Genomic DNA, 19,841 nt, shown 5'->3' with positions numbered 1-19,841 from the left:
AAATATACTATAAGGTTACTTCAAACGGTTATAAAGAAACGAATTACTGGAGGGAAGATAAATGATATTCGGAACTATTTTACTATGGATTGTAGGTTTATTTGTTTTGTACGTAGTCATATTTACAGCAGTAAAGGATGGAATTGACAGATCAGAGGTTGGTAAGTTGATAAAAATGAAGTATGGGGTAAAAGATGAAGTTATTTCGGTGAGTGATGATGAAATTGAAAAAGAATTTCAAGACTGATTTTAGTGACCTTATAAGAATTAGACCGATAACTATAGAAGACTTTGGTTTCGTTTTAAAATGGAGTACGAACGATAGGTTTTGTTTGGCAAACGACTGGGATATAAATAGAAACGAGCAGGAATTATATAAATGGTGGTTACATTGCGTAAGTAATCTATCCGAAGATTTCATTCGTATGGGAATCGAAATTGAAAACAAGTTAATCGGATATGTAGACTTAGCGTATATTCAGGATAATTCAGCTGAACTGGGAATTGCAGTTGGTGAAAGTGCATTATGGGGAAAGGGAATTGGATTTAATTCCAGTATACGTATGATTGATTATGCTTCTGCACATTTTGGTATTACAGTTTTCAAAGCTGAAACACACGAGACGAATATTCGAGCGAGAAGAATGCTGGAAAGAATAGGATTTAAGGAAGTTAGCAGAATAGGTTCTGAGGAATATTTAGATATTGAAACTAAATTAATACAATACAAACTAGCTTTAATGGAAAAAGATTAATCAATAGATGTCTATGTTAGGAGGATAATAAGATGCTTGGATTACCTAAAGGTGAGGTTTTTTTAGTAACTTGGACAGAAGATTGGCCAAAAGAATTTTTATTAGAGAAAGATAGAATACAAAGTGAAATTGGTCAATATGTTGTTGGTATTCACCATATCGGCAGCACAGCAGTAAAAGGGCTAAAAGCTAAACCTATCATTGACATTGCTGTTGAGATTAAGGATTTTAACGATGGTAAGCATTGTATCGCTCCTTTGGAAAGTCTAGGTTACTCTTACAGGGGAATTAATATACTCCCGGATAGACACTACTTTAATAAGGCAGAACCGAGGACACATCAAATTCATATGTACCAAAAAGGAAATAAGTTTTTAGTGGAGCAGTTAAAATTCAGAAATTACCTGCGTAGCAATGATAACGCAAAAATGGAGTATGAAGAACTTAAAATAAAGCTTTCGAAGGTCAATAAACATAATAAACACAAATATGCAGACGAAAAAACTGATTTTATTAGCTCTGTTCTAGCAAAACTATAATATATTAAACCAATCGCAATCGGTTTAGTCGTTGGTTTTGTTGTTGAACGTATAATAAATTCAAGAGAAAAAAATCGCAACAAAGTTAAATGAACTATTCTTTCACTCAGTTATCGTGGGCGATTATGCAGTTTCATTCAAGAGAGATTTTCTATTATTTTTTTATAAAAGGGTTAACATACATAGTTTATAGAATTCATATTAGTCGGAGGTTCTATGGGAAGCTTTTTTGAGAAATATAAAGGGATATTATTGTTCATGTTTATGTATTTTTGTATCTGTCTCGTAATGCTTTTTAAGAGTACTGATTTCCTTTATGCAATGCTTTCGTGGAATGTCCTGTTGGCTGTATTACCGCTGTTTATTGTAGGAAAAGCTATAGTGACTGTAGGGCAGAGGAAAATCGGTGGGTCTATCTTTTGGATGTTTCTATGGTTATTTTTCTTTCCAAACTCAGTATATATGGTAACTGATTTCATCCATATATCAAACGAAAAGTTCATGTGGATGATAGAGGTAGAAAGGTACTCCCAAGATTCAGGTGTTGTATACAGTAATGACATTATGGTTTGGGCAAAGTTGTTTGTTATTGGAATGGGTTTCTTTTTTTCCATATTGGTCGGACTGGAGTCGTTCTATATTTTTGAACAGATCATAAGAAAGAATTATTCAAAGATTATATGTTATGTCAGTATTTTCGGGGTAGCTTTACTGACAGGAATAGGCGTCTATATTGGAAGGTTTTTACGTTTCAATAGTTGGGATATACTCTTCAACCCATTGCAATTGTTAAAACAAGTAGCGGAAATAGATGAATTTGCAATTCAGTTTATTATTGCTTTCACTATTTTTGTTTTAGGCAGTTATATTCTTTTCAGGACATTTAGAAAACAATCTATGCTTAAGATTTAGCCGGAAAACTACGTCCTATTTAAAAGTTATGACATCTTCTTCATATGTTTTATGGCGAAGAATATAATTGCACTCAAACAAATGAGTGCAATTCTGGAATAAAAGATCTGCTACTATTCAGTAATAGTGCCATTTTGCCGTGTTCTTAACGTAATATATTTCAGGAGGAAGTTTTAAAGTGGGTTGCTAATGAATTTCCAAATTTAGAACCGATAATCAAATGGAATACACCGATGTTTTCTAATCTTGGCACATTTATTATTAGTTTCTCCACAGGAAAGCATCATTTTAGTGTAGCGTCCGAACATTTAGGAATTGCGAATTTTTCAGATGACATTGCACAAGCTGGCTACAGTGCTACCAAAAGCTTGTTTAGAATTAAGTGGAATGAGCCGATAAATTATGAATTGCTTCAGAAAATGATTGAATTTAATATTCAAGATAAAATAAATCATAAGATTTTTTGCGGTAATAGAAAATTAAAACGGAATAATAGTGTTTTGTTGTTGAATTGGAGTTACGATTCAATAGAGCCAAATTTTCACGAAAATAAAATCTGTAAACTTAAAAATTAGCCATACCGGATAAAAATGTATATTAGGTTATTATATATTAAAAATGGGGAGCTACTCGTGATATCATTAAAGTTCGCTTCCCAGTATAGGTGTAACCTGAAAATAAAATTTATATGAAGAAAGGGAAGTTAAATATGAAGAACGTACAACCATTTTTAATGTTTCAAGGCGGTATTGCAGAAGAGGCTATGACATACTACACATCGCTTATCGAGGATTCAGAAATTAAAAGCATTACTCGATATGGTGCTGAAGGACCTGGTGAAGAAGGAACCGTTGTACAAGCTGTGTTTTCATTAAAAGGGCAGGAGTTCATGTGTATCGATAGCCATATTAATCACGAGTTTACGTTTACTCCGTCTTTTTCTATCTATCTTACGTGTGATACCGAAGAGGAAATTGACAACCTTTATGAAAAAATGATGAAAAATGGCACAGCACTCATGCCAATCAATAACTATGGGTTCAGCAAGAAATTCGGATGGTTGAATGATCAGTTTGGAGTATCCTGGCAGTTGAACTTGCCGGAGTAATCTGAAATAGTTACAAACGAAGAAATACGATTTCATTTGCAAAATATAAATTGAATAGTTAATAGTTGTCGAGCATTTCTATATAACTAGGAATGCTTTTTTGTTTTTGAGATTGTAACCTATCCTATATTCAGACTCTTGATGTACGTCAAGGTTTGATTCCGCTAATCGTTTTATACTAAGGTTAGAAGTTAAGTAAGCAAAAAACTAGGAGGATGAAAATAATGAAAAAAGGTGTATTTAGTTTAGAACCACTCAGCTGTCCAACTTGTATTAAGAAAATTGAAAGCACATTAAGCAAAATGGATGGGGTACAAGAGGTAAAAGTACTGTTCAACTCCAACAAAGTACGCACACAGTTTGATGAAGAAGTTGTCAGTGCAGATAAGATTCAAGAAACAATTGTTAAACTGGGTTACCCCGTAGTATCACAAAAAGTCTCATGAGTTCAGAAGAAAAAAAAAGGTGGGAACAACGTGAATGCTAAAAGAACTTCTCAAATTACCGCCTTAACTGGTGCACTTCTTGCCATTGCAATCGGCCTCCATTTCGGAGGCCTTCACGAATGGCGGCAATGGACACTCATTACGGCAACTGTAATTGCTGGATTACCGATTTCGTGGAAAGCAATTCAAGCTTTGCGCATGAAAGCATTCAGTATTGAACTTCTTGTAACAATCGCGGTAGTTGGTGCGTTATTTATAGGTGAATACGTGGAATCTGCCGCAGTTACATTTCTCTTCTTATTTGGTGCTTACCTCGAAGTACGTACATTAGAAAAAACACGCTCATCACTGCAATCTCTTATCGATTTGGCACCTCTCGAGGCAACTGTCATCCGAGATGGCGAAACAATTACCATTTCAGTGGAAGATGTAATTGAAGGTGATCGGGTCGTAATCCGCTCTGGGGAAAAAGTAGCCATAGATGGAGTGATCGTTGCAGGTAAAGCGGCATTAAGTGAAGCAGCAATTACTGGTGAATCAGTTCCTGCGACAAAAGCAATTGAAGACCGTGTATTTAGCGGAACGATGGTCGATAATGGATATATTGAGGTCATTGCAGAACGCGTAGGCGACGATACGACATTTGCACGCATTATCGAACTTGTAGAAGATGCCCAAGAAGCAAAATCGAAAACACAAAAGTTTCTTGATCGCTTCGCAAACGTCTACACGCCTTCAATTGTGATCTTATCTATACTTGTTTATATCTTTACACGTAACATTGAAATGACACTAACATTCCTTGTTGTCGCATGTCCAGGTGCACTCGTTATTTCTGCTCCAGTATCAATCGTAGCTGGAATCGGAAATGGGGCTCGAAACGGCGTACTCGTCAAAGGCGGCGAAATTATGGAGAACCTCGCTAAAATAGATACAGTCGTCTTTGATAAAACAGGTACACTCACACGTGGACGTCCTGAAGTAACAAATATCCATATACTTTCAGGAGATGAAAATGAATTTCTACGGCTTGTTGCTGAGGCTGAAATGATTTCAGAACACCATCTCGGGCAAACAATTGTTAAAGAAGCTCGAAGAAGAGAAATACCTCTTGTCAATCAACCCGAAGAAGCCGAAGTCATTGAAGGTAATGGAATTCGAGCTAAAATCGAAGGTAAAGTCCTTACAGTTGGAAATCGTAAACTGATGGCTGCGAATAGAATAGTCATCGGGGATACTGTTGAAGCCTATGCAGTAAATCGTGAAAAAGCCGGTAACACGGCCATATTTGCAGCCATTGATGGTGTGATTCAAGGCATCGTATCGATTGCAGACCAAATTCGTCCTGAAGCCATGGGCGCAATCAAAGAGCTCCGTCAAAATGGTGTTAAACAAATCATCATGTTAACGGGAGACAATCGTCACACGGCTGAACTTGTCGGAAAACAGCTCGGGCTTGATCAAATACATGCGGAATTACTGCCAGAAGACAAAGTTGCCTGGATTCAGAAGTTAAAAGATGCAGGTCATATAGTCGCAATGGCTGGTGATGGAATTAACGACGCACCCGCAATTGCAACGGCACATATCGGGCTTGCAATGGGTGAGGGTGGAACTGATATTTCAATGGAAACTGCCGATGTTGTTCTGATGGCAGACAGATTGGATCAGTTCTCTCATGCGCACGCTCTTGCCAAAGCAACAATACGCAACATGAAGCAAAACACATATTTCGCAGTCGGAACGGTTTTCCTCCTTCTTGCCGGTGTCCTATTCGGAAAAGTATTCTTAGCATCAGGTATGCTCATCCATGAATTGAGTGTATTAATCGTTATTCTTAACGCAGTCAGATTAATTCGGTATTCTAAAAAAGAAGTAGAAATGAAAGAACCAAATGCTCTTCTCCAAACTGAGTAGGGGATTGCGAATGGATGCAAATAATTTATGTGAACGCCCATTATAGGAAATGCTAGAGATGTAGAAAGTCTGCATCTCTATTTACGTTTAGATTTATTTTACCTATTATTATAGAAGTAATTTTATTAACATTGGAATTTAAAGTGAATTTAAGAACAGCTTGTGGTTACAAGTAGGTTTTTTATTTATATATACGGGTATAGTATTTATTCTGACAAATACTGATCTGACTTCAATACGGATTGTTAGAAAACTAAAGTGTTGACGCTGAAATGAATTCATGTTATATTTAGCTTGAATTCAAGATAACTTAATTCGAGATACTTCTAGATTAAGTTGTTCCTCAGTATAAAAAGAAGAAAATAACATTTGAACAGCTTACAGCTGGAAATAGTATGAATGAGATTGAATTGCTCAGACAAAATTGGACAACATGTAAAGATAATATAAAACCTTTGGAAAAATGCAATGGATTAGAGAATCATTTATTCTTAGGTACTAATAGGAGGAAACATAATGGAACATTTAAAAGGAATTCACCACGTAACAGCGATAACAAGTAGTGCAGAAAAGAACTATGAGTTCTTCACATATATATTGGGAATGCGTCTCGTAAAGAAGACGGTCAATCAGGATGATGTCCAAACGTATCACTTATTCTTCGCGGACGATAAAGGTTCTGCAGGTACGGATATGACATTCTTTGATTTCCCAGGTATTCCAAAAGGGACACATGGAACGAATGAGATTTATAAAACGGCTTTCCGTGTCCCAACAGATGCTGCTCTCGATTACTGGTTGAAACGTTTTGATAAGTATGAAGTGAAAAACACAGGTATTGAAGAAGTATTCGGTAAGAAAACCATTTCATTTGTAGACTTTGATGATCAGCAGTATATGTTGATTTCTGACGAATTTAACAAAGGGATTGAGTCAGGAACACCTTGGCAGAACGGTCCTGTACCATTGGAATTTGCAATTACAGGATTAGGTCCGGTTCATGTTCGAATCGCGCAATTTGATAATTTTAAAGAGGTTTTGGAGAAAGCGATGTTCATGCGTGAAATTGCACAAGAAGGTTCGTTCCATTTATTTGAAATGGGCGAAGGCGGAAATGGTGCACAACTAATTGTAGAACATAATACGGTTTTACCGGAAGGTCGTCAAGGCTATGGTACCGTTCATCATTTAGCTGTTCGTGTAGAAGATGCAAAAGTATTACATGAATGGATTGACCACATGGAAGCTATTGGTTTCAATACTTCTGGGTATGTGGATCGCTTTTTCTTTGAATCATTATATGCACGTGTAGCACCTGGCCTCCTATTTGAGTGGGCAACAGATGGTCCTGGTTTTATGGGTGATGAGCCTTACGAAACAGTGGGAGAAATTTTATCGTTACCGCCATTTCTAGAGGCGAAACGTGAAGAAATTGAGTCATTAGTGAGACCAATTGATACAGTGCGTAGCACACTTGAAATAGAAAAAGAGTACTTGTAAAATAATCGGTTTTTAAATAAGTTATTTCGTGATATTAATGAAAAAGTTAAGCAATAAGGAGATGAATTTATTGATTTCGATTGATCCGCAAAAAAATAGTGAGCGAGACAATTATAAACTTCTAATTGGTTCCATCATTCCAAGACCTATTGCCTTTGTCACAACTCAATCTGAAGATGGCATTGTTAACGGGGCACCCTTTAGCTATTTCAATATTGTTTCATCAAACCCACCAATGGTTTCACTTTCCATCCAAAGACCTAATGATCAACCAAAAGACACTGCTCGGAATATTTATAGCAGTCGTGAATTTGTTGTGCATATTGTGGATGATAAGAATGTAGCAAAAATCAATGAAACAGCAGCTTCATTACCTGCAACTGAAAGTGAAATTGAATTGGCGAAATTAACGCTTGTAGACAGCGAAAATGTATCTGTGCCAGGAGTAAAGGAAGCGAAAGTTCGCATGGAATGCAGACTAGTACAAGCTATTCCTTTAGGTGGAGATGGAGCAGGTAGTGATTTATTTATAGGAGAAGTTGTTCGCTTTCATGTTGATGAAGCAATTTATGAAAATGGAAGAATCGATCCAAGAGGTTTAAACGCTATTAGTCGTTTAGCAGGCTCTAGTTATGCAGCAATTGGTGATATTTTTTCAATTGAGAGACCTAAGTAGTAAATTCTTGTTTTTCGTGGTTAGTATTCAAACGATATGAACTATAAAATACGTTGCCTTCTAAGAAGGTTCAAATTTTAGAGGAGGAAAATGAATGAAACATATATTTAATAAAGGAAAAGATCCGAATAAGCCAACTTTACTTTTACTTCATGGAACTGGTGGAAATGAATTACAAATGTTACCCATTGCGGAACAAGTCGACGGGGAAGCATCTGTATTAAGTGTAAGAGGAAATGTTTTGGAAAATGGAATGCCTCGATATTTCAAGAGGTTAGCAGAAGGGATTTTCGATGAAGAAGACCTTATATTCCGAACTAAAGAGTTGAATGAGTTCCTTGATGAAGCAGCACAAAAGTACGAATTTGATAGAGATAATATGGTTGCAATTGGGTACTCAAACGGTGCAAATATTGCTGCGAGTTTATTGTTTCACTATCAAAATTCTTTAAAGGGTGCTATTCTTCACCACCCAATGGTCCCTAGACGCGGAATGGATCTCCCGGATTTATCTGGAAAGAATGTATTTATTGCAGCAGGCAGCAACGATCCAATTTGTCCCCCGGAAGAAACGGTAGAACTGCATGAGATATTTAAAAAGGCGAATGCAAATATTGAACTTCATTGGGAAGATAGAGGTCATCAACTAACAGGTGAGGAAGTTGAAGCCGCTAGCAAATGGTATTCTACTGTAAATAGTAATTAATTAGTGATAAAGCGGATTATTAAATGGCCAACTTAACGAAGTTCTAATAACCTCTAATAGTGTGAACCGAAGAAATATAAATTCAATATTAGATTAAAGTACCTCTTCAAAGGGTATAACAGTACTGTATTGTGAATTTATATATCGGAGAGGTGAGTTGTTAAGGAGCTATTTAAAAATCTGTGAATATGTGGTTTTTAAACAAAATACTTGGAAAATCAAAGGAGATCGAAAAAATGTCGAATGTAAAATTAGCAGTTGTTTTTTATAGTATGGGTGGAACAAACTATCAATTAGCAAAGTGGGCAGAAGAAGGTGCAAAAGCAGCAGGTGCTGAGGTTAGAGTCTTAAAAGTACAAGAATTAGCGCCGGATTCTGCTATTGAAGGCAACGAAGCATGGAAAGCTACTGTAAATGCAACAAAAGACGTTCCAGTAGCTACCTCAGCAGACATTGAGTGGGCAGATGCAATTATTTTCAGTACACCAACTCGATTTGGTGTGATGGCATCACAAATGAAACAGTTCATCGATCTTCAAGGTGGACTATGGGCAAGCGGTAAAACAATCAATAAAGTTGTGAGTGGTATGACATCTGCACAAAACCCGCATGGTGGTCAGGAAGCTACATTGCATTCTTTATATACAGTTATGATGCACTGGGGCGCAATTATTGCTACTCCGGGATACAGTGATCCAGTTGTATTTGGAGCAGGCGGAAACCCATATGGTACAAGTGTAACAGTAGGTCAAGACGGTAAAATGATTGAGGACGTTGAAGCAGCAGTAAAATATCAAGCAAAACGTACAGCAACTGTTGCCGAATGGGTTAAAAAGGGAAATCAATAAGTAATAAAGGGCCAATCGATTATATTCGATTGGCCCTTTCTAATTCAATCCTCTGTCACGATTAAATCGATTTAATTTATGAACTGGTTCCGATTGTGTCTTATTGTTTTAAGAAATCAATTTCAATTTCGTTTTTTCTTGGTTCACGTTTAAATAGGTATTTACCATTCCTCATAGATAGAAGTACTTCTGCACGTTCACGAATGGCTTCATAAGGATCTTGTGCATCTAAGACGATAAAATTCGCTGGTTTTCCCACTTCAATACCATACTCATCATTAACTCTCATAAGGTTTGCACCGTGGTATGTGATCAGGTCGAGCGCCTTATTGATTTCATCAACGTGTGTATAATGTGCTAAATGGATCCCGTTGTCTAAAATATTCATCATATTTCCATTGCCTAGTGGATACCAGTAATCTGCAATTGAATCCTGTGCAAATGCAACATTATTGCCATTAGCTAATAACTCTTTTACGCGTGTTAAGCCACGGCGTTTAGGATAACTGTCGCCACGTCCTTGTAAATGTGCGTTTTCAGTTGGACAAGAAATAAAGTTGATTTTTGATTCTTTAAATAGGCCTAACATTTTATTGGCATAACTGTTATCTACTGAACCAAAGCTACATGTATGACTTGCTGTTGTATATTCACCATAGTCTTTTTCCATTACAAGCGCATTTAACACTTCTAAAAACCGACTATTTGGGTCATCGTTTTCATCACAGTGAATATCAATCATCACGTTATATTTTATCGCCATGTTGACAATACGTCGCAATGATTCAACACCTTGTTCATATGAGATTTCAAAGTGAGGGATCCCACCGACTACGTCAGCACCCATTTCGAGTGCATCTTCCATTAACTGTTCTGCCCCTTTATATCTAAAGAACCCTTCTTGAGGAAATGCTACAATTTGCAATGTAACGATATCTTTCAATTCTTCCCGCAGTTTAATTAAAGCTTTCATCCCTGTTAAATTAGGATCCGTAATATCCACATGTGTACGAATGAATTGAACGCCTTTACTCAATTCTTTTTGTATTCCTTTAATCGCACGTTCACGTACCATTTCTTCAGTCAATGATTTCTTATTATCACTCCAGCGCTGTATACCTTCAAATAACGTGCCGGAAACATTCGCATTTCCTTCACCTAACCCCGAAAAGATATAATCCAAGTGTAAATGAGGATCAACATAAGGAGGCAACACTAAACGTCCTTGTAAATCAATCACTTCATCTGCAATTCCTAAATTGTTACCAACTTCTTTAAATAGACCATTTTCTACTAAAAACTCATTGGATCCTGGATTGCCGTATATATTCGCATTAATAAATTTTTTCATACGATACCTTACTCCTTTACTCGTTCTAATTTACTGTATTGTTTGATTAACCAGTATAACAGTTGTAAAAAGTAAATAAAAATTCTTACTCTGAAAATAACTCGATTAGTCTAATCAAGGATTGACAACAATTGAAATGTTTTATCATAGTATAGGGTTGAGGTGAAAAAATGCCGAGAGTCAAATACAGGGATTCAGATATTGATGTAATGGCTAGGATGATGAGAGCTGAGGCCGAGGGTGAAGGGAAACAAGGAATGCTGTATGTTGGCAATGTAATTGTAAATCGAGCGGTAGCAGATTGTTTAGATTTTAAAGAGGTACGCACAATAAACGATGTTGTTTTTCAGATACAAGGAGGGAATTATTCGTTCGAAGCCGTTCAAAAAGGAAATTTGTTTTACCAACGGGCAAGAGGTATCGAAAAGAAATTAGCAAAACAAAACTTGGATTCTTGGAGACAGCATCCAGCGCATTATGCACTTTGGTACTTCAACCCTTATGCACCCTGTCCTCCAACATGGTACAATCAGCCCTTTACGGGTCAATTCAAAGACCATTGCTTCTATGAGCCTATCGGAGGGACTTGTGAGAGTGTATATAACGGTTAGGCGTGTATGTAACAGACATAAATTGAAACAGTCAGATGGAGAAATCAATTTCTTTATAGAAAAGGAAGACCTTACCTTGCTGGAATTAGATTGCAATAACTAATTCCAGCAAAGGGGTCTTCCTTTTTTTGAATTCTATATTATTCTTGATTTTGTAAAAGTTCAGGGAATAAGTAATGCAATACATTCAAAGTCAAACGTCTAGATTTTCCTTGGTAGGGATAAGCATGCATATACATGGATGGATTAAAGTTTGCTTCTATAATTCCATACGCATTTTCAGTCGCGGCGGGAACTTTTAGGTCTTCAATAATCAAGTCGATTCCACTAATTTTAGCTCCAAGTGCAGATACTGCATCTACTGCGATTTTTTTGTAGTCCTCTGAAATTAAATCGGTCACATCAATTGAGTCTCCACCTGTGCTGACATTGGAGTTTTCACGTAAATAGATGATGGCATCCTTTTTGGGAATCGAATCCAATTCATAGCCTTGTCCTTTGAGCATAAGAACCTCCAGTTCACCTAATTGTATCGTTTCTAAAGGTGTTCTGTGGTCTAATCCTCGAAGTGGATCTTGGTTCTTTTGATTGACCAACTGCTCGATTGTAAGTGTACCATCACCTTTAACATTCGCTGGAATACGTGATAAAATGGCAAGCGTTTTATCGTTCAACACAAAGAAACGGTATTCCGTGCCATTAAGAAACTCTTCTATTAATACAGATGAATCTTCTTTAAATGCGATTGTGAGAGCTTTTTGATAATCTTCGAAACTTGCGCCTTCTTTAAAAATTGAAATCCCTAAACCGTAGTTCGTTGATTTTGGTTTCACAACAAAAGGTTTGGAAGAGAACAGTTCGTATGAACGCATAGCTTGTTCTATATTGTTGAATTCTTCACCGCCTGGTACACGAAACCCATGTTGATGAAGGATCTTCTTCGTAACTGTTTTGTTTTCCATAATTAAAGTAGAAATATAACTATCCTTACTTGTCATATTCCCATTTTTCACAAATTCTACATGATCATTTAATTGGAGCTTCAAAAACTGGTCATGTCGATCCAATATATCAACTTGGATGCCATGCTGAATTGCATCAAACATTAAATTCTGAGTGGACAACTCCATATCTGTAAATCCTGTTAATTGATAGGGTTTATCCCATGACTTGTCATAGTTTTCTTTAGCAATACTTGTAGCAACTTGACCTTGGCTGCTTTTTTTACTTTCGGAATAAAGTCTTCCTGCCAAAGTTTTACTTGGATCTATTAACATTTCACGCAAGTTGACAAATAATTCTTCTGAAACTGTGAGATGTAAAGTTGTTACTAAACTTTCCAATTCATCAAGAATGTGTTCAGCCTCTTGTTTAAATTGTGTAGGTTCTAATGGATGTTCGAGTGCGACAATCTCATTATTGGATTCACCTACATTCATGGATTCATCGCAATTCGCGCCTTCATCTTTCCATAGTGAATAAAGTAAGAAAAGATGTAGGAATTCTGCTTGTTCATAGCTAATTCCATACGTTTCAAAAGGGTTTAAATCGATGTTTCGGAGTTCGATGTATTTAACACCATCATCTTCTAAATCTGAAACCTGCTGACCGCCTCTCAAGCGCACAGCTGAATAAAACTCTTTTTCTTCAATCAATAGTCCTTTATGAACCATAGAAGAAATATCGGCTATATAGGTTTGTAAACTGATAAACGATACTTGAACGTCTTCATCATTCGTATATCCATTTTTACTGTTTCGAATACTCCTTACGGGTTCATTTACAGAGTTTTCTTCGAAAAAATTCTCTTCGCTGCTAGGAGTAGCACCAAATAAATAAGTAATTAACCACTGATGCTTTAAGTAATTTCGTGTGGTTTTCATGTAAATATCGGATTTAAATTGTTTATAATCATTCGTCTCCGATTGAGATTTAAATAGGGCTTCGATGAGCTCATCGCCGAATTGAAAGTTGAAATGAATACCACTAATCATTTGTTTACGACGGCCATACGTAGTAGCTAAATGCCGGCGATATAAAACGTTGTCAGCACTTGTTAACTTCGCAATAATGATGTCTTCTTCTTTTTTAGGTAGGCTTGGTGGCATACTTAATGGCCAGAGCATCTCATTTTCATCCATTGAACGGTACGCAACTTCATGGATAGCAGATAAGTAACTAAACAGTTCCTCAAGTGAATCCGTAACCGGTGTGATGAGTTCCATTTGTGTTTCCGAAAAGTCACGCTGAATATATGGGTTTTCATCATTGATTGAAATCTTTTCAGGGTGATCAGTTGTAGCTAAATCACCTGATAAATCAACCCTTTGTCCTTCTTTCTCAATACCATATCGTGCTTTTGATATGTAAGGTTTAACATGGTCACTCTGTAACATTTTTTTGATATCCATATCAACTACACCTCCTAGTTCACTCGTTTTTTATAAATGATGAAATATAAAGAATATCCACATTTGACCCAAACGTGGATATTCTTCATTCTATACCTTATTACTAAAAGAAAGTCATTTTAAGTTCTTTAAATGGAAAGCAAAATGTTCATCTAAGAAAGTCGAGATAAAGAAATAGCTGTGGTCATAACCTTCAGCTTTTTTATATGTTACTTCTTGTTTGTTTTCTCGAGCATTATCTAAGAAAGTAGTTTCTTCTAATTGTTCTGGATAAAAATTATCTGCAGTTCCTTGTGAAATAAGAATGGGTGGCATGCCTGTTTCTTTAATGAGTTCTGAAGCATCCCATTCTTTCCAAGTTGCTTTGTCCTCACCTAAATAAGTAGAGAATGCTTTAATTCCCCAAGGGACTTGAATCGGATTTGTAATAGGAGCAAAAGCGGAAATCGCTTTGAATCTCGAAGCATTTTTCATCCCAATTACTAAAGCACCGTGACCACCCATTGAGTGTCCCATAATGCTTTCTTTTCCTGAAAAATTAGGGACTAATGTGGAAGCGATTTCTGATAATTCATCTGTGATATACGTATACATATTATAATTTTTTGCCCATGGACTTTGAGTTGCATTTACATAAAAACCTGCACCTTTTCCAAGATCGTAAGCTTCGTCATCTGCAACATCTTCTCCACGCGGTGAAGTGTCTGGAATCATAACAGCTACTTGGTATTTTGAAGCCAGTGCTTGAAAGCCACTTTTTTGGCTAAAGTTATCATCTGTACAAGTTAAACCAGACAGCCACCAAATAAGAGGAATTTCTTTGTTTTCCTTATTTGAAGGTAAATAGATACTAAATGTCATATCACATTGTAAGGCCTCTGAATAATGGGTGTACTTGCATTGTTCTCCATCAAAAGAACGTTTATTTTCTATTAGTTTAAGACTCATTATTTCACTCTCCATATGTTAACATTGTGCGAATTGATTCGCCTTTGTGAAGCAAGTCAAATGCCTCATTGATATCCGTAAAGTTTAAGTTGTGTGTAATAAACGAATCTAAATCGATCTTACCATTCATAAAGTCTTCAATCATTCCGGGTAATTCAGTTCTTCCCTTAACTCCACCGAAAGCTGAACCTTTCCAAACTCGACCTGTTACTAACTGGAATGGACGTGTCTGAATCACTTTTCCACCAGCTGCTACACCGATAATAATACTTTCGCCCCAACCTTTATGACAACATTCAAGGGCAGAGCGCATGACATCAACATTACCAATACACTCAAAGCTGTAATCTACTCCACCGTCCGTCATTTCAACAATGACTTCTTGGATTGGCTTATCAAACTTAGAGGGATTAAGGAAATCAGTCGCGCCCATTTTTTTAGCTAATTCAAACTTATCTTCATTCATATCAATGGCGATAATTCGACTTGCTTTCGCCTGAACCAATCCTTGAATTGCGGCTAATCCAATAGCTCCTAAACCAAATACCGCTGCCACAGCACCTTCTTCAACTTTTGCTGTGTTGTGAACGGCGCCAATCCCTGTAGTAACACCACATCCTAATAGAGCAACTTTATTAAGAGGTACATCTTTGTTTTCTACTAATGCTAAGGAGAATTCAGAGACGACTGTGTACTCACTAAACGTACTTGTTCCCATATAGTGATAAATGGGCTCTCCGTTATAAGAAAAACGAGTCGTTCCGTCAGGCATTAACCCTTTACCTTGTGTTTCACGTATCGCACCGCATAAGTTCGTTTTACCCGAAAGACAGAATTTACATTTACCACACTCGGGTGTGTAAAGTGGAATAACATGATCTCCTGCTTTTACTGAAGTTACGCCTTCGCCGACAGAGACAACAACGCCTCCACCTTCGTGGCCGAGTACGGCAGGAAATACCCCTTCTGGATCAGCACCTGATAATGTGTAAGCATCTGTATGACAGACGGAAGTGTACAAAATCTTTACTAAGACCTCTCCTGCTTTTGGTGCTTCTACATCAATTTCTACGATTTTGAGTGGTTCTCCTGGTCCAAATGCTACCGCTGCTCTACTTTTCATATGAATTCCTTCTTTCTATTTTTATCTTATCTACATATCCATAATTACATACAAGTCAGTATTAAACAATACTGACAAATTTGTCAGTGTGTAGTATGCTTAGTCTAAGGAGTGAAAAAAAATGTCGATTCATTATAAAGAAAAAGTTTTTTTCAATGGAAAAGACCTAGCTTTATCTGTTATAGGAGGTCGTTGGAAAATAGCGATTATTTGGTGTTTACTACACCAGTCTCCATTAAGATTGAGCGAAATGCAAAGAATATTACCTCAAGTCAATCAACGCATGTTAATTAGGCAACTAAGAGAATTAGAAGAGGATAAAGTAATTACTCGAACGGTATATCCTGTTGTACCTCCTAAAGTTGAATATCAACTAAGCGAAATTGGTCTTCGCCTGGAACCGGTTGTAACGTCAATCTGTGATTGGGGAGATGATTTTGCAGAAGTTTTTGGTGAACAGGTTGATAAAGTACCCATTGAATATTAAGTCGTAAACTATTCTGTAGAAGTTTAATTTTTTGTATTTCATATTTATTTTTGATAAAATTGGATATTCAGGCATGTACACATAACTTATTTCAACATAGATCTATTATTTAGAAAATATTAGATTAGAAAAAGGAGATTGATGAATAATGTCTTATGAAAAAAATATAGCTGCTTTTGAAAAGATTGATTCTGCACAAGCACAAGCCTTGGTAAATGGTGAAGCCGAAGCAGTCATTTATATAGGCAAGGCAGTATGTCCTTATTGTCAATTATTCGTTCCGAAACTTAGAAAAGTTGCTGAGGAAACGGACACTCAGATTTATTATGTCAATAGTGTTGAAAACGATGATATGGATGGAATTTCGGCTTTCCGCAATAAATACAGCATTCCGACGGTTCCTGGTCTCATTTATACTAAGGGTGATACAGTAAACGTTAAATGCGAATCAGGTATGTCCGAAGATGAAATCAAAGCGTTTATGAATAAATAATTCAAGTACAAACAGTGGGCTTCGGTATTCGAGCTCATTTATAGCTACAAAATGTTCCTGGTTTAAATGAAGTGTGATCACACAGTTCATTTAAGTCAGGATTTTTTATTTTTCTTTACTTAGTTTTAAATGATAGTGACGAATTTGTCAGTATTAACTAATAATTCTCTATATAGTACAATGAATTTACAAGGAGGAACAGGTAAATAAAGAGGTCCTATTTCGATTGCAAAAGGTAATGATCATAGTTATTTTACAATTGCGGTATTATAGACCATCTTCTACTGTTTCATGTTGGGGAATTGGAAGAAATAAAAAATATTCTAGGAGGAAATGAATATGACTACTACAACTATTAAATTACATCCGAGATTAGATAATGGGATTACTGATTATCCAGAGGTACCAGACTTTTCTGGTGGAACGCTAAAGTGTCTTTGTGAAACAAATAAAGTCGAAGTCCACGTAGATTCACAGACTGCGCACAATCATGCATGTGGTTGTTCTAAGTGTTGGAAACCAGATGGAGCTACTTTTTCTATAGTTGCTGTAGTATCACGTGAAAAAGTTCAGGTTATTAATAACGCTGACAAGCTAAAGATTGTTGATGAAGCAGCGGCAATTCAAAGACATTTCTGTACAGAATGCAACGCTCATTTATTTGGTCGGATAGAAAATAAGGATCATGCATTTTATGGCTTAGATTTTGTTCATACGGAGTTATCAGATGATAAAGGGTGGTCTGCACCACAATTTGCAGCATTTGTTTCGTCTATAATTGAAACGGGCACACCCCCTTCAAAAATGGATGATATCCGAAAAGAGTTAAATCATATTGGATTGCCTACGTATGATGTCCTTTCACCTGAGTTAATGGATTTACTTGCTGCTAAAACTGCTGAACTAAATGGCATATCGCAGAAATAAAAAACGAGCTTTGTCAAAACTATAAATTGTAAAGTTATAGAAAGGCACTTACTTTATTAAAGAGTAAGTGTTTTTCTATATGGATTATTATGCCCGAGTTTAAATTAATCATTACTGATGAGGAAATAGATTTTTCAGGTAATTAGTGCGATAATAGAGTAAGTGAAGAATAGGAAAAGAGGGATTATAGTATGGATGTTAGATTTCCGATTGGACAATTACAAGTTCCTGAACACGTGACGCTAGAAAACATTCAAGAGTGGCTAAAAAATATTGAAACATACACCACTCGATTAAGAGAAGCTGTTGATTCATTGAAGGATGAAGAATTAAGCAAAACGTATCGTGAAGGCAGCTGGACAGTTCGTCAATTGGTTCATCATATTGCCGATTCCCAATTGAACATGTACCAAAGACTTAAATTGGCTTTAACAGACAATAATCCGACAGTACCGGATTTTAATCAGGATAAATGGGCGGTAGAGCCGGATACGGAGCTTCCTGTAGAAAGTTCCATCAAGATGCTCGAGGGAATTAATGAACGCATCGTAGCTTTAGGGAACAGTTTGACTGAAGAGCAACTAGGTCGGACCTTTATTCACGCGATAAACGGTGAAGTCTCCGTTGCGAAAAAAATTGCGAAGTTGGCTTGGCATGAAAATCACCACTTAGCACATATAAATAATGCGTTGGCGAAGTAATATACAATCTGTGTGAATGACTTATCGAAGTTCGATAGGTCATTTTTTAATTGCGTATAGGAGTTCTATATGGATTTTTATTTCACTCCAATAAGGCTTCTTGAAATAAAGACGCAAGTTTATGAATCGATAATAGGTCTTGATCCAAGTCGGGATAAAGATTTACTCTCACAGTATGTTCTAGAACGATTGCATTTCTAAGTGCGAACTCATCCTTCATTATTTCTACTGCTTCGCAGAAATAGGAATAAGAGGTATCCCCTGAACCGAAAATACCAACGATTTTATTATTTAAGTCTAATGTCAAAAGTGTATCTAGGAAAACATCGGTTTCAAAAGGTAAATCCCCGTCGTTATACGTATGTGTACCAAACAGAATGCCATCGTATTGAAGAAGATCCAAAGCATCCAAATTAGTGAAGTCAAAACTCATCGTTGTGATATCGAAATCATTGTCACTTAGAGCTTCATTTAAGAGATGGGCTATTTGTTCAGTATTACCCGTTGTACTTATATATAGAATAAGAACTTTTTTCATCGAAAACACACCTTTCATATATGAAAGAATTAGTTGCATTGGTCTACTGGATAAACAGAATGAGCTTGTTACCTTAGTTTATAAGAAAAATGTGTTTTTGACATTGATGCAAATCAAGTTTCAGATTCCATACGTACAATCATTCATTCCAAGTTCAGCTAGTATGAAAAAGGATACGAAAGTCAGGGGGAAGTGATGACTACTACTAAAAGAGATAAGACTGCTGTTATTGTCATTCATGAAATTTACGGTGTGAACCCGCATATTGAACATTTTAGTGAATCGATATCGAAGTATGATTTTGATGTCATATGTCCTGATTTGTTGGATGTAAAGATTCCTTTTAGTTATTCACAAGAAGAATTGGCCTATCAAAACTTCATGGAAAATGTGGGGTTTATTAACGCGTCGAATAAGATGAAGAGTTTGGTGACCGATGTAAAGAAGAATTATGAAAAAGTATTTGTTATCGGATTTAGTGTAGGTGCGACTGTTTCTTGGTTGTGTAGCGATTTGAAAGGTGTTCAGGGAATCGTAGCTTATTATGGTTCGCGCATTAGAGATTACATAGAAGTAACACCTCAATGCCCCGCGCTGCTCTTTTTTCCGAAAGAGGAAAAGTCCTTTAATGTGGATGAACTTGTTTCTAATTTGGATTATCGAAATGTTGAACTCCATACATTTAATGGACAACATGGATTTGCCGACCCATACTCACCCAATTACAATAAAGGATCATCTGAAATGGCATTTCAAGAAATGGTTTCATTTTTACTGAAACATTCATCTATGAAGTAATCTTGACTTTGTGTGAGAAATTGTTTTGAAAAGTCAGGCTTTGTTT

Annotated in this window: 22 protein-coding genes and 1 pseudogene; 18 read left to right on the top strand and 5 right to left on the bottom strand. The window is 36.5% G+C overall.

Annotated features, from left to right (window positions below; genetic code table 11):
* Window positions 1-61: 61 nt before the first annotated feature.
* The 12 genes and pseudogenes from ACFSFY_RS16160 (at window position 62) to wrbA (ending at window position 9,407) form a co-directional block, all read left to right on the top strand.
* Window positions 62-247, top strand: coding sequence for a hypothetical protein (locus tag ACFSFY_RS16160; protein WP_381539842.1), 186 nt, complete (start codon window positions 62-64; stop codon window positions 245-247).
* Window positions 219-755 (top strand): GNAT family N-acetyltransferase, encoded by a 537-nt coding sequence (locus tag ACFSFY_RS16155; RefSeq protein ID WP_381539840.1) that lies wholly within the window; start codon window positions 219-221, stop codon window positions 753-755. Before ACFSFY_RS16160 ends, ACFSFY_RS16155 begins: the two co-directional genes overlap by 29 nt.
* 32 nt (window positions 756-787) lie before the next feature.
* Window positions 788-1,294, top strand: a complete 507-nt coding sequence (locus ACFSFY_RS16150) for a GrpB family protein (RefSeq protein ID WP_381539838.1) — start codon at window positions 788-790, stop codon at window positions 1,292-1,294.
* 258 nt (window positions 1,295-1,552) lie between these two features.
* Complete coding sequence (locus tag ACFSFY_RS16145; RefSeq protein WP_381539836.1) at window positions 1,553-2,206, top strand: DUF1361 domain-containing protein; 654 nt, start codon at window positions 1,553-1,555, stop codon at window positions 2,204-2,206.
* A gap of 155 nt (window positions 2,207-2,361) precedes the next feature.
* Window positions 2,362-2,670, top strand: a pseudogene (locus ACFSFY_RS16140) (iron chaperone); the annotation flags it as partial.
* A 245-nt stretch (window positions 2,671-2,915) separates the two neighbouring features.
* On the top strand, window positions 2,916-3,314 hold the full coding sequence (locus ACFSFY_RS16135; protein ID WP_381539834.1) for a VOC family protein: 399 nt from the start codon (window positions 2,916-2,918) through the stop codon (window positions 3,312-3,314).
* 224 nt (window positions 3,315-3,538) lie between these two features.
* Window positions 3,539-3,760, top strand: a complete 222-nt coding sequence (locus tag ACFSFY_RS16130; RefSeq protein ID WP_381539832.1) for a heavy-metal-associated domain-containing protein — start codon at window positions 3,539-3,541, stop codon at window positions 3,758-3,760.
* Between the two features lie 30 nt (window positions 3,761-3,790).
* The gene (locus ACFSFY_RS16125) at window positions 3,791-5,677 is read left to right on the top strand and encodes a heavy metal translocating P-type ATPase (RefSeq protein WP_381539830.1); all 1,887 of its coding nucleotides are present in this window, start codon (window positions 3,791-3,793) and stop codon (window positions 5,675-5,677) included.
* A 516-nt stretch (window positions 5,678-6,193) separates the two neighbouring features.
* Window positions 6,194-7,177: a ring-cleaving dioxygenase gene (locus ACFSFY_RS16120; RefSeq protein ID WP_381539829.1), complete on the top strand. Its 984-nt coding sequence runs from the start codon at window positions 6,194-6,196 to the stop codon at window positions 7,175-7,177.
* Window positions 7,178-7,247: 70 nt separating this feature from the next.
* Window positions 7,248-7,853 carry a flavin reductase family protein gene (locus ACFSFY_RS16115; protein ID WP_381539827.1) on the top strand — a complete coding sequence of 202 codons (606 nt, stop codon included), beginning with the start codon at window positions 7,248-7,250 and terminating at the stop codon, window positions 7,851-7,853.
* Between the two features lie 94 nt (window positions 7,854-7,947).
* Entirely contained in the window at window positions 7,948-8,559 is a 612-nt protein-coding gene (locus ACFSFY_RS16110) for an alpha/beta hydrolase (RefSeq protein WP_381539825.1), read from the top strand.
* A 236-nt stretch (window positions 8,560-8,795) separates the two neighbouring features.
* On the top strand, window positions 8,796-9,407 hold the full coding sequence (wrbA, locus tag ACFSFY_RS16105; RefSeq protein WP_381539823.1) for an NAD(P)H:quinone oxidoreductase: 612 nt from the start codon (window positions 8,796-8,798) through the stop codon (window positions 9,405-9,407).
* Window positions 9,408-9,507: 100 nt separating this feature from the next.
* Here wrbA and ACFSFY_RS16100 read toward each other — a convergent pair whose 3' ends face one another.
* A complete protein-coding gene (locus tag ACFSFY_RS16100) occupies window positions 9,508-10,758 on the bottom strand; it encodes an amidohydrolase family protein (protein WP_381539821.1) in 1,251 nt (416 codons plus the stop codon).
* Between the two features lie 170 nt (window positions 10,759-10,928).
* Here ACFSFY_RS16100 and ACFSFY_RS16095 point away from each other — a divergent pair, with 170 nt between their 5' ends.
* Window positions 10,929-11,369, top strand: coding sequence for a cell wall hydrolase (locus tag ACFSFY_RS16095; protein ID WP_381539819.1), 441 nt, complete (start codon window positions 10,929-10,931; stop codon window positions 11,367-11,369).
* A gap of 140 nt (window positions 11,370-11,509) precedes the next feature.
* Here ACFSFY_RS16095 and gshAB read toward each other — a convergent pair whose 3' ends face one another.
* The 3 genes from gshAB to ACFSFY_RS16080 form a co-directional block, all read right to left on the bottom strand.
* A complete protein-coding gene (gene gshAB, locus ACFSFY_RS16090) occupies window positions 11,510-13,780 on the bottom strand; it encodes a bifunctional glutamate--cysteine ligase GshA/glutathione synthetase GshB (RefSeq protein ID WP_381539817.1) in 2,271 nt (756 codons plus the stop codon).
* A 114-nt stretch (window positions 13,781-13,894) separates the two neighbouring features.
* The gene (fghA, locus tag ACFSFY_RS16085) at window positions 13,895-14,728 is read right to left on the bottom strand and encodes an S-formylglutathione hydrolase (RefSeq protein ID WP_381539816.1); all 834 of its coding nucleotides are present in this window, start codon (window positions 14,726-14,728) and stop codon (window positions 13,895-13,897) included.
* A gap of 4 nt (window positions 14,729-14,732) precedes the next feature.
* Window positions 14,733-15,851, bottom strand: coding sequence for an S-(hydroxymethyl)glutathione dehydrogenase/class III alcohol dehydrogenase (locus tag ACFSFY_RS16080; RefSeq protein WP_381539814.1), 1,119 nt, complete (start codon window positions 15,849-15,851; stop codon window positions 14,733-14,735).
* 121 nt (window positions 15,852-15,972) lie between these two features.
* On the opposite strand from ACFSFY_RS16080, the gene ACFSFY_RS16075 reads away from it, so the two are divergent.
* The 4 genes from ACFSFY_RS16075 to ACFSFY_RS16060 all read left to right on the top strand — a co-directional run bounded on the left by ACFSFY_RS16075 (window position 15,973) and on the right by ACFSFY_RS16060 (window position 18,459).
* Window positions 15,973-16,338 (top strand): winged helix-turn-helix transcriptional regulator, encoded by a 366-nt coding sequence (locus tag ACFSFY_RS16075; RefSeq protein WP_381539812.1) that lies wholly within the window; start codon window positions 15,973-15,975, stop codon window positions 16,336-16,338.
* Between the two features lie 148 nt (window positions 16,339-16,486).
* Complete coding sequence (locus ACFSFY_RS16070) at window positions 16,487-16,831, top strand: DUF6568 family protein (RefSeq protein WP_381539810.1); 345 nt, start codon at window positions 16,487-16,489, stop codon at window positions 16,829-16,831.
* Between the two features lie 339 nt (window positions 16,832-17,170).
* Complete coding sequence (gene gfa / locus ACFSFY_RS16065) at window positions 17,171-17,758, top strand: S-(hydroxymethyl)glutathione synthase (protein ID WP_381539809.1); 588 nt, start codon at window positions 17,171-17,173, stop codon at window positions 17,756-17,758.
* 191 nt (window positions 17,759-17,949) lie between these two features.
* Window positions 17,950-18,459, top strand: a complete 510-nt coding sequence (locus ACFSFY_RS16060; RefSeq protein WP_381539807.1) for a YfiT family bacillithiol transferase — start codon at window positions 17,950-17,952, stop codon at window positions 18,457-18,459.
* An 82-nt stretch (window positions 18,460-18,541) separates the two neighbouring features.
* On the opposite strand, the gene ACFSFY_RS16055 is transcribed toward ACFSFY_RS16060, so the two are convergent.
* Window positions 18,542-18,997: a flavodoxin domain-containing protein gene (locus ACFSFY_RS16055; RefSeq protein ID WP_381539805.1), complete on the bottom strand. Its 456-nt coding sequence runs from the start codon at window positions 18,995-18,997 to the stop codon at window positions 18,542-18,544.
* 195 nt (window positions 18,998-19,192) lie between these two features.
* Between ACFSFY_RS16055 and ACFSFY_RS16050 the strand changes: the two genes are divergently transcribed.
* A complete protein-coding gene (locus ACFSFY_RS16050) occupies window positions 19,193-19,795 on the top strand; it encodes a dienelactone hydrolase family protein (RefSeq protein WP_381539803.1) in 603 nt (200 codons plus the stop codon).
* The last annotated feature ends 46 nt before the right edge of the window (window positions 19,796-19,841 follow it).

Origin of the sequence: Sporosarcina siberiensis, from assembly GCF_042681925.1 — a bacterium.
GTDB lineage: Bacteria > Bacillota > Bacilli > Bacillales_A > Planococcaceae > Sporosarcina > Sporosarcina siberiensis.
This window is presented reverse-complemented; position numbering and strand designations above follow the sequence as displayed.

Excerpts from the sequence above, each read along its gene's own strand:
- ACFSFY_RS16160 (WP_381539842.1), top strand. The coding sequence starts at position 62 with ATGATATTCGGAACTATTTTACTATGGATTGTAGGTTTATTTGTTTTG.
- ACFSFY_RS16155 (WP_381539840.1), top strand. The coding sequence starts at position 219 with ATGAAATTGAAAAAGAATTTCAAGACTGATTTTAGTGACCTTATAAGA.
- ACFSFY_RS16150 (WP_381539838.1), top strand. The coding sequence starts at position 788 with ATGCTTGGATTACCTAAAGGTGAGGTTTTTTTAGTAACTTGGACAGAA.
- ACFSFY_RS16145 (WP_381539836.1), top strand. The coding sequence starts at position 1,553 with ATGTTTATGTATTTTTGTATCTGTCTCGTAATGCTTTTTAAGAGTACT.
- ACFSFY_RS16135 (WP_381539834.1), top strand. The coding sequence starts at position 2,916 with ATGAAGAACGTACAACCATTTTTAATGTTTCAAGGCGGTATTGCAGAA.
- ACFSFY_RS16130 (WP_381539832.1), top strand. The coding sequence starts at position 3,539 with ATGAAAAAAGGTGTATTTAGTTTAGAACCACTCAGCTGTCCAACTTGT.
- ACFSFY_RS16120 (WP_381539829.1), top strand. The coding sequence starts at position 6,194 with ATGGAACATTTAAAAGGAATTCACCACGTAACAGCGATAACAAGTAGT.
- ACFSFY_RS16110 (WP_381539825.1), top strand. The coding sequence starts at position 7,948 with ATGAAACATATATTTAATAAAGGAAAAGATCCGAATAAGCCAACTTTA.
- wrbA (WP_381539823.1), top strand. The coding sequence starts at position 8,796 with ATGTCGAATGTAAAATTAGCAGTTGTTTTTTATAGTATGGGTGGAACA.
- ACFSFY_RS16100 (WP_381539821.1), bottom strand. The coding sequence starts at position 10,758 with ATGAAAAAATTTATTAATGCGAATATATACGGCAATCCAGGATCCAAT.
- ACFSFY_RS16095 (WP_381539819.1), top strand. The coding sequence starts at position 10,929 with ATGCCGAGAGTCAAATACAGGGATTCAGATATTGATGTAATGGCTAGG.
- gshAB (WP_381539817.1), bottom strand. The coding sequence starts at position 13,780 with ATGGATATCAAAAAAATGTTACAGAGTGACCATGTTAAACCTTACATA.
- fghA (WP_381539816.1), bottom strand. The coding sequence starts at position 14,728 with ATGAGTCTTAAACTAATAGAAAATAAACGTTCTTTTGATGGAGAACAA.
- ACFSFY_RS16080 (WP_381539814.1), bottom strand. The coding sequence starts at position 15,851 with ATGAAAAGTAGAGCAGCGGTAGCATTTGGACCAGGAGAACCACTCAAA.
- ACFSFY_RS16075 (WP_381539812.1), top strand. The coding sequence starts at position 15,973 with ATGTCGATTCATTATAAAGAAAAAGTTTTTTTCAATGGAAAAGACCTA.
- ACFSFY_RS16070 (WP_381539810.1), top strand. The coding sequence starts at position 16,487 with ATGTCTTATGAAAAAAATATAGCTGCTTTTGAAAAGATTGATTCTGCA.
- gfa (WP_381539809.1), top strand. The coding sequence starts at position 17,171 with ATGACTACTACAACTATTAAATTACATCCGAGATTAGATAATGGGATT.
- ACFSFY_RS16060 (WP_381539807.1), top strand. The coding sequence starts at position 17,950 with ATGGATGTTAGATTTCCGATTGGACAATTACAAGTTCCTGAACACGTG.
- ACFSFY_RS16055 (WP_381539805.1), bottom strand. The coding sequence starts at position 18,997 with ATGAAAAAAGTTCTTATTCTATATATAAGTACAACGGGTAATACTGAA.
- ACFSFY_RS16050 (WP_381539803.1), top strand. The coding sequence starts at position 19,193 with ATGACTACTACTAAAAGAGATAAGACTGCTGTTATTGTCATTCATGAA.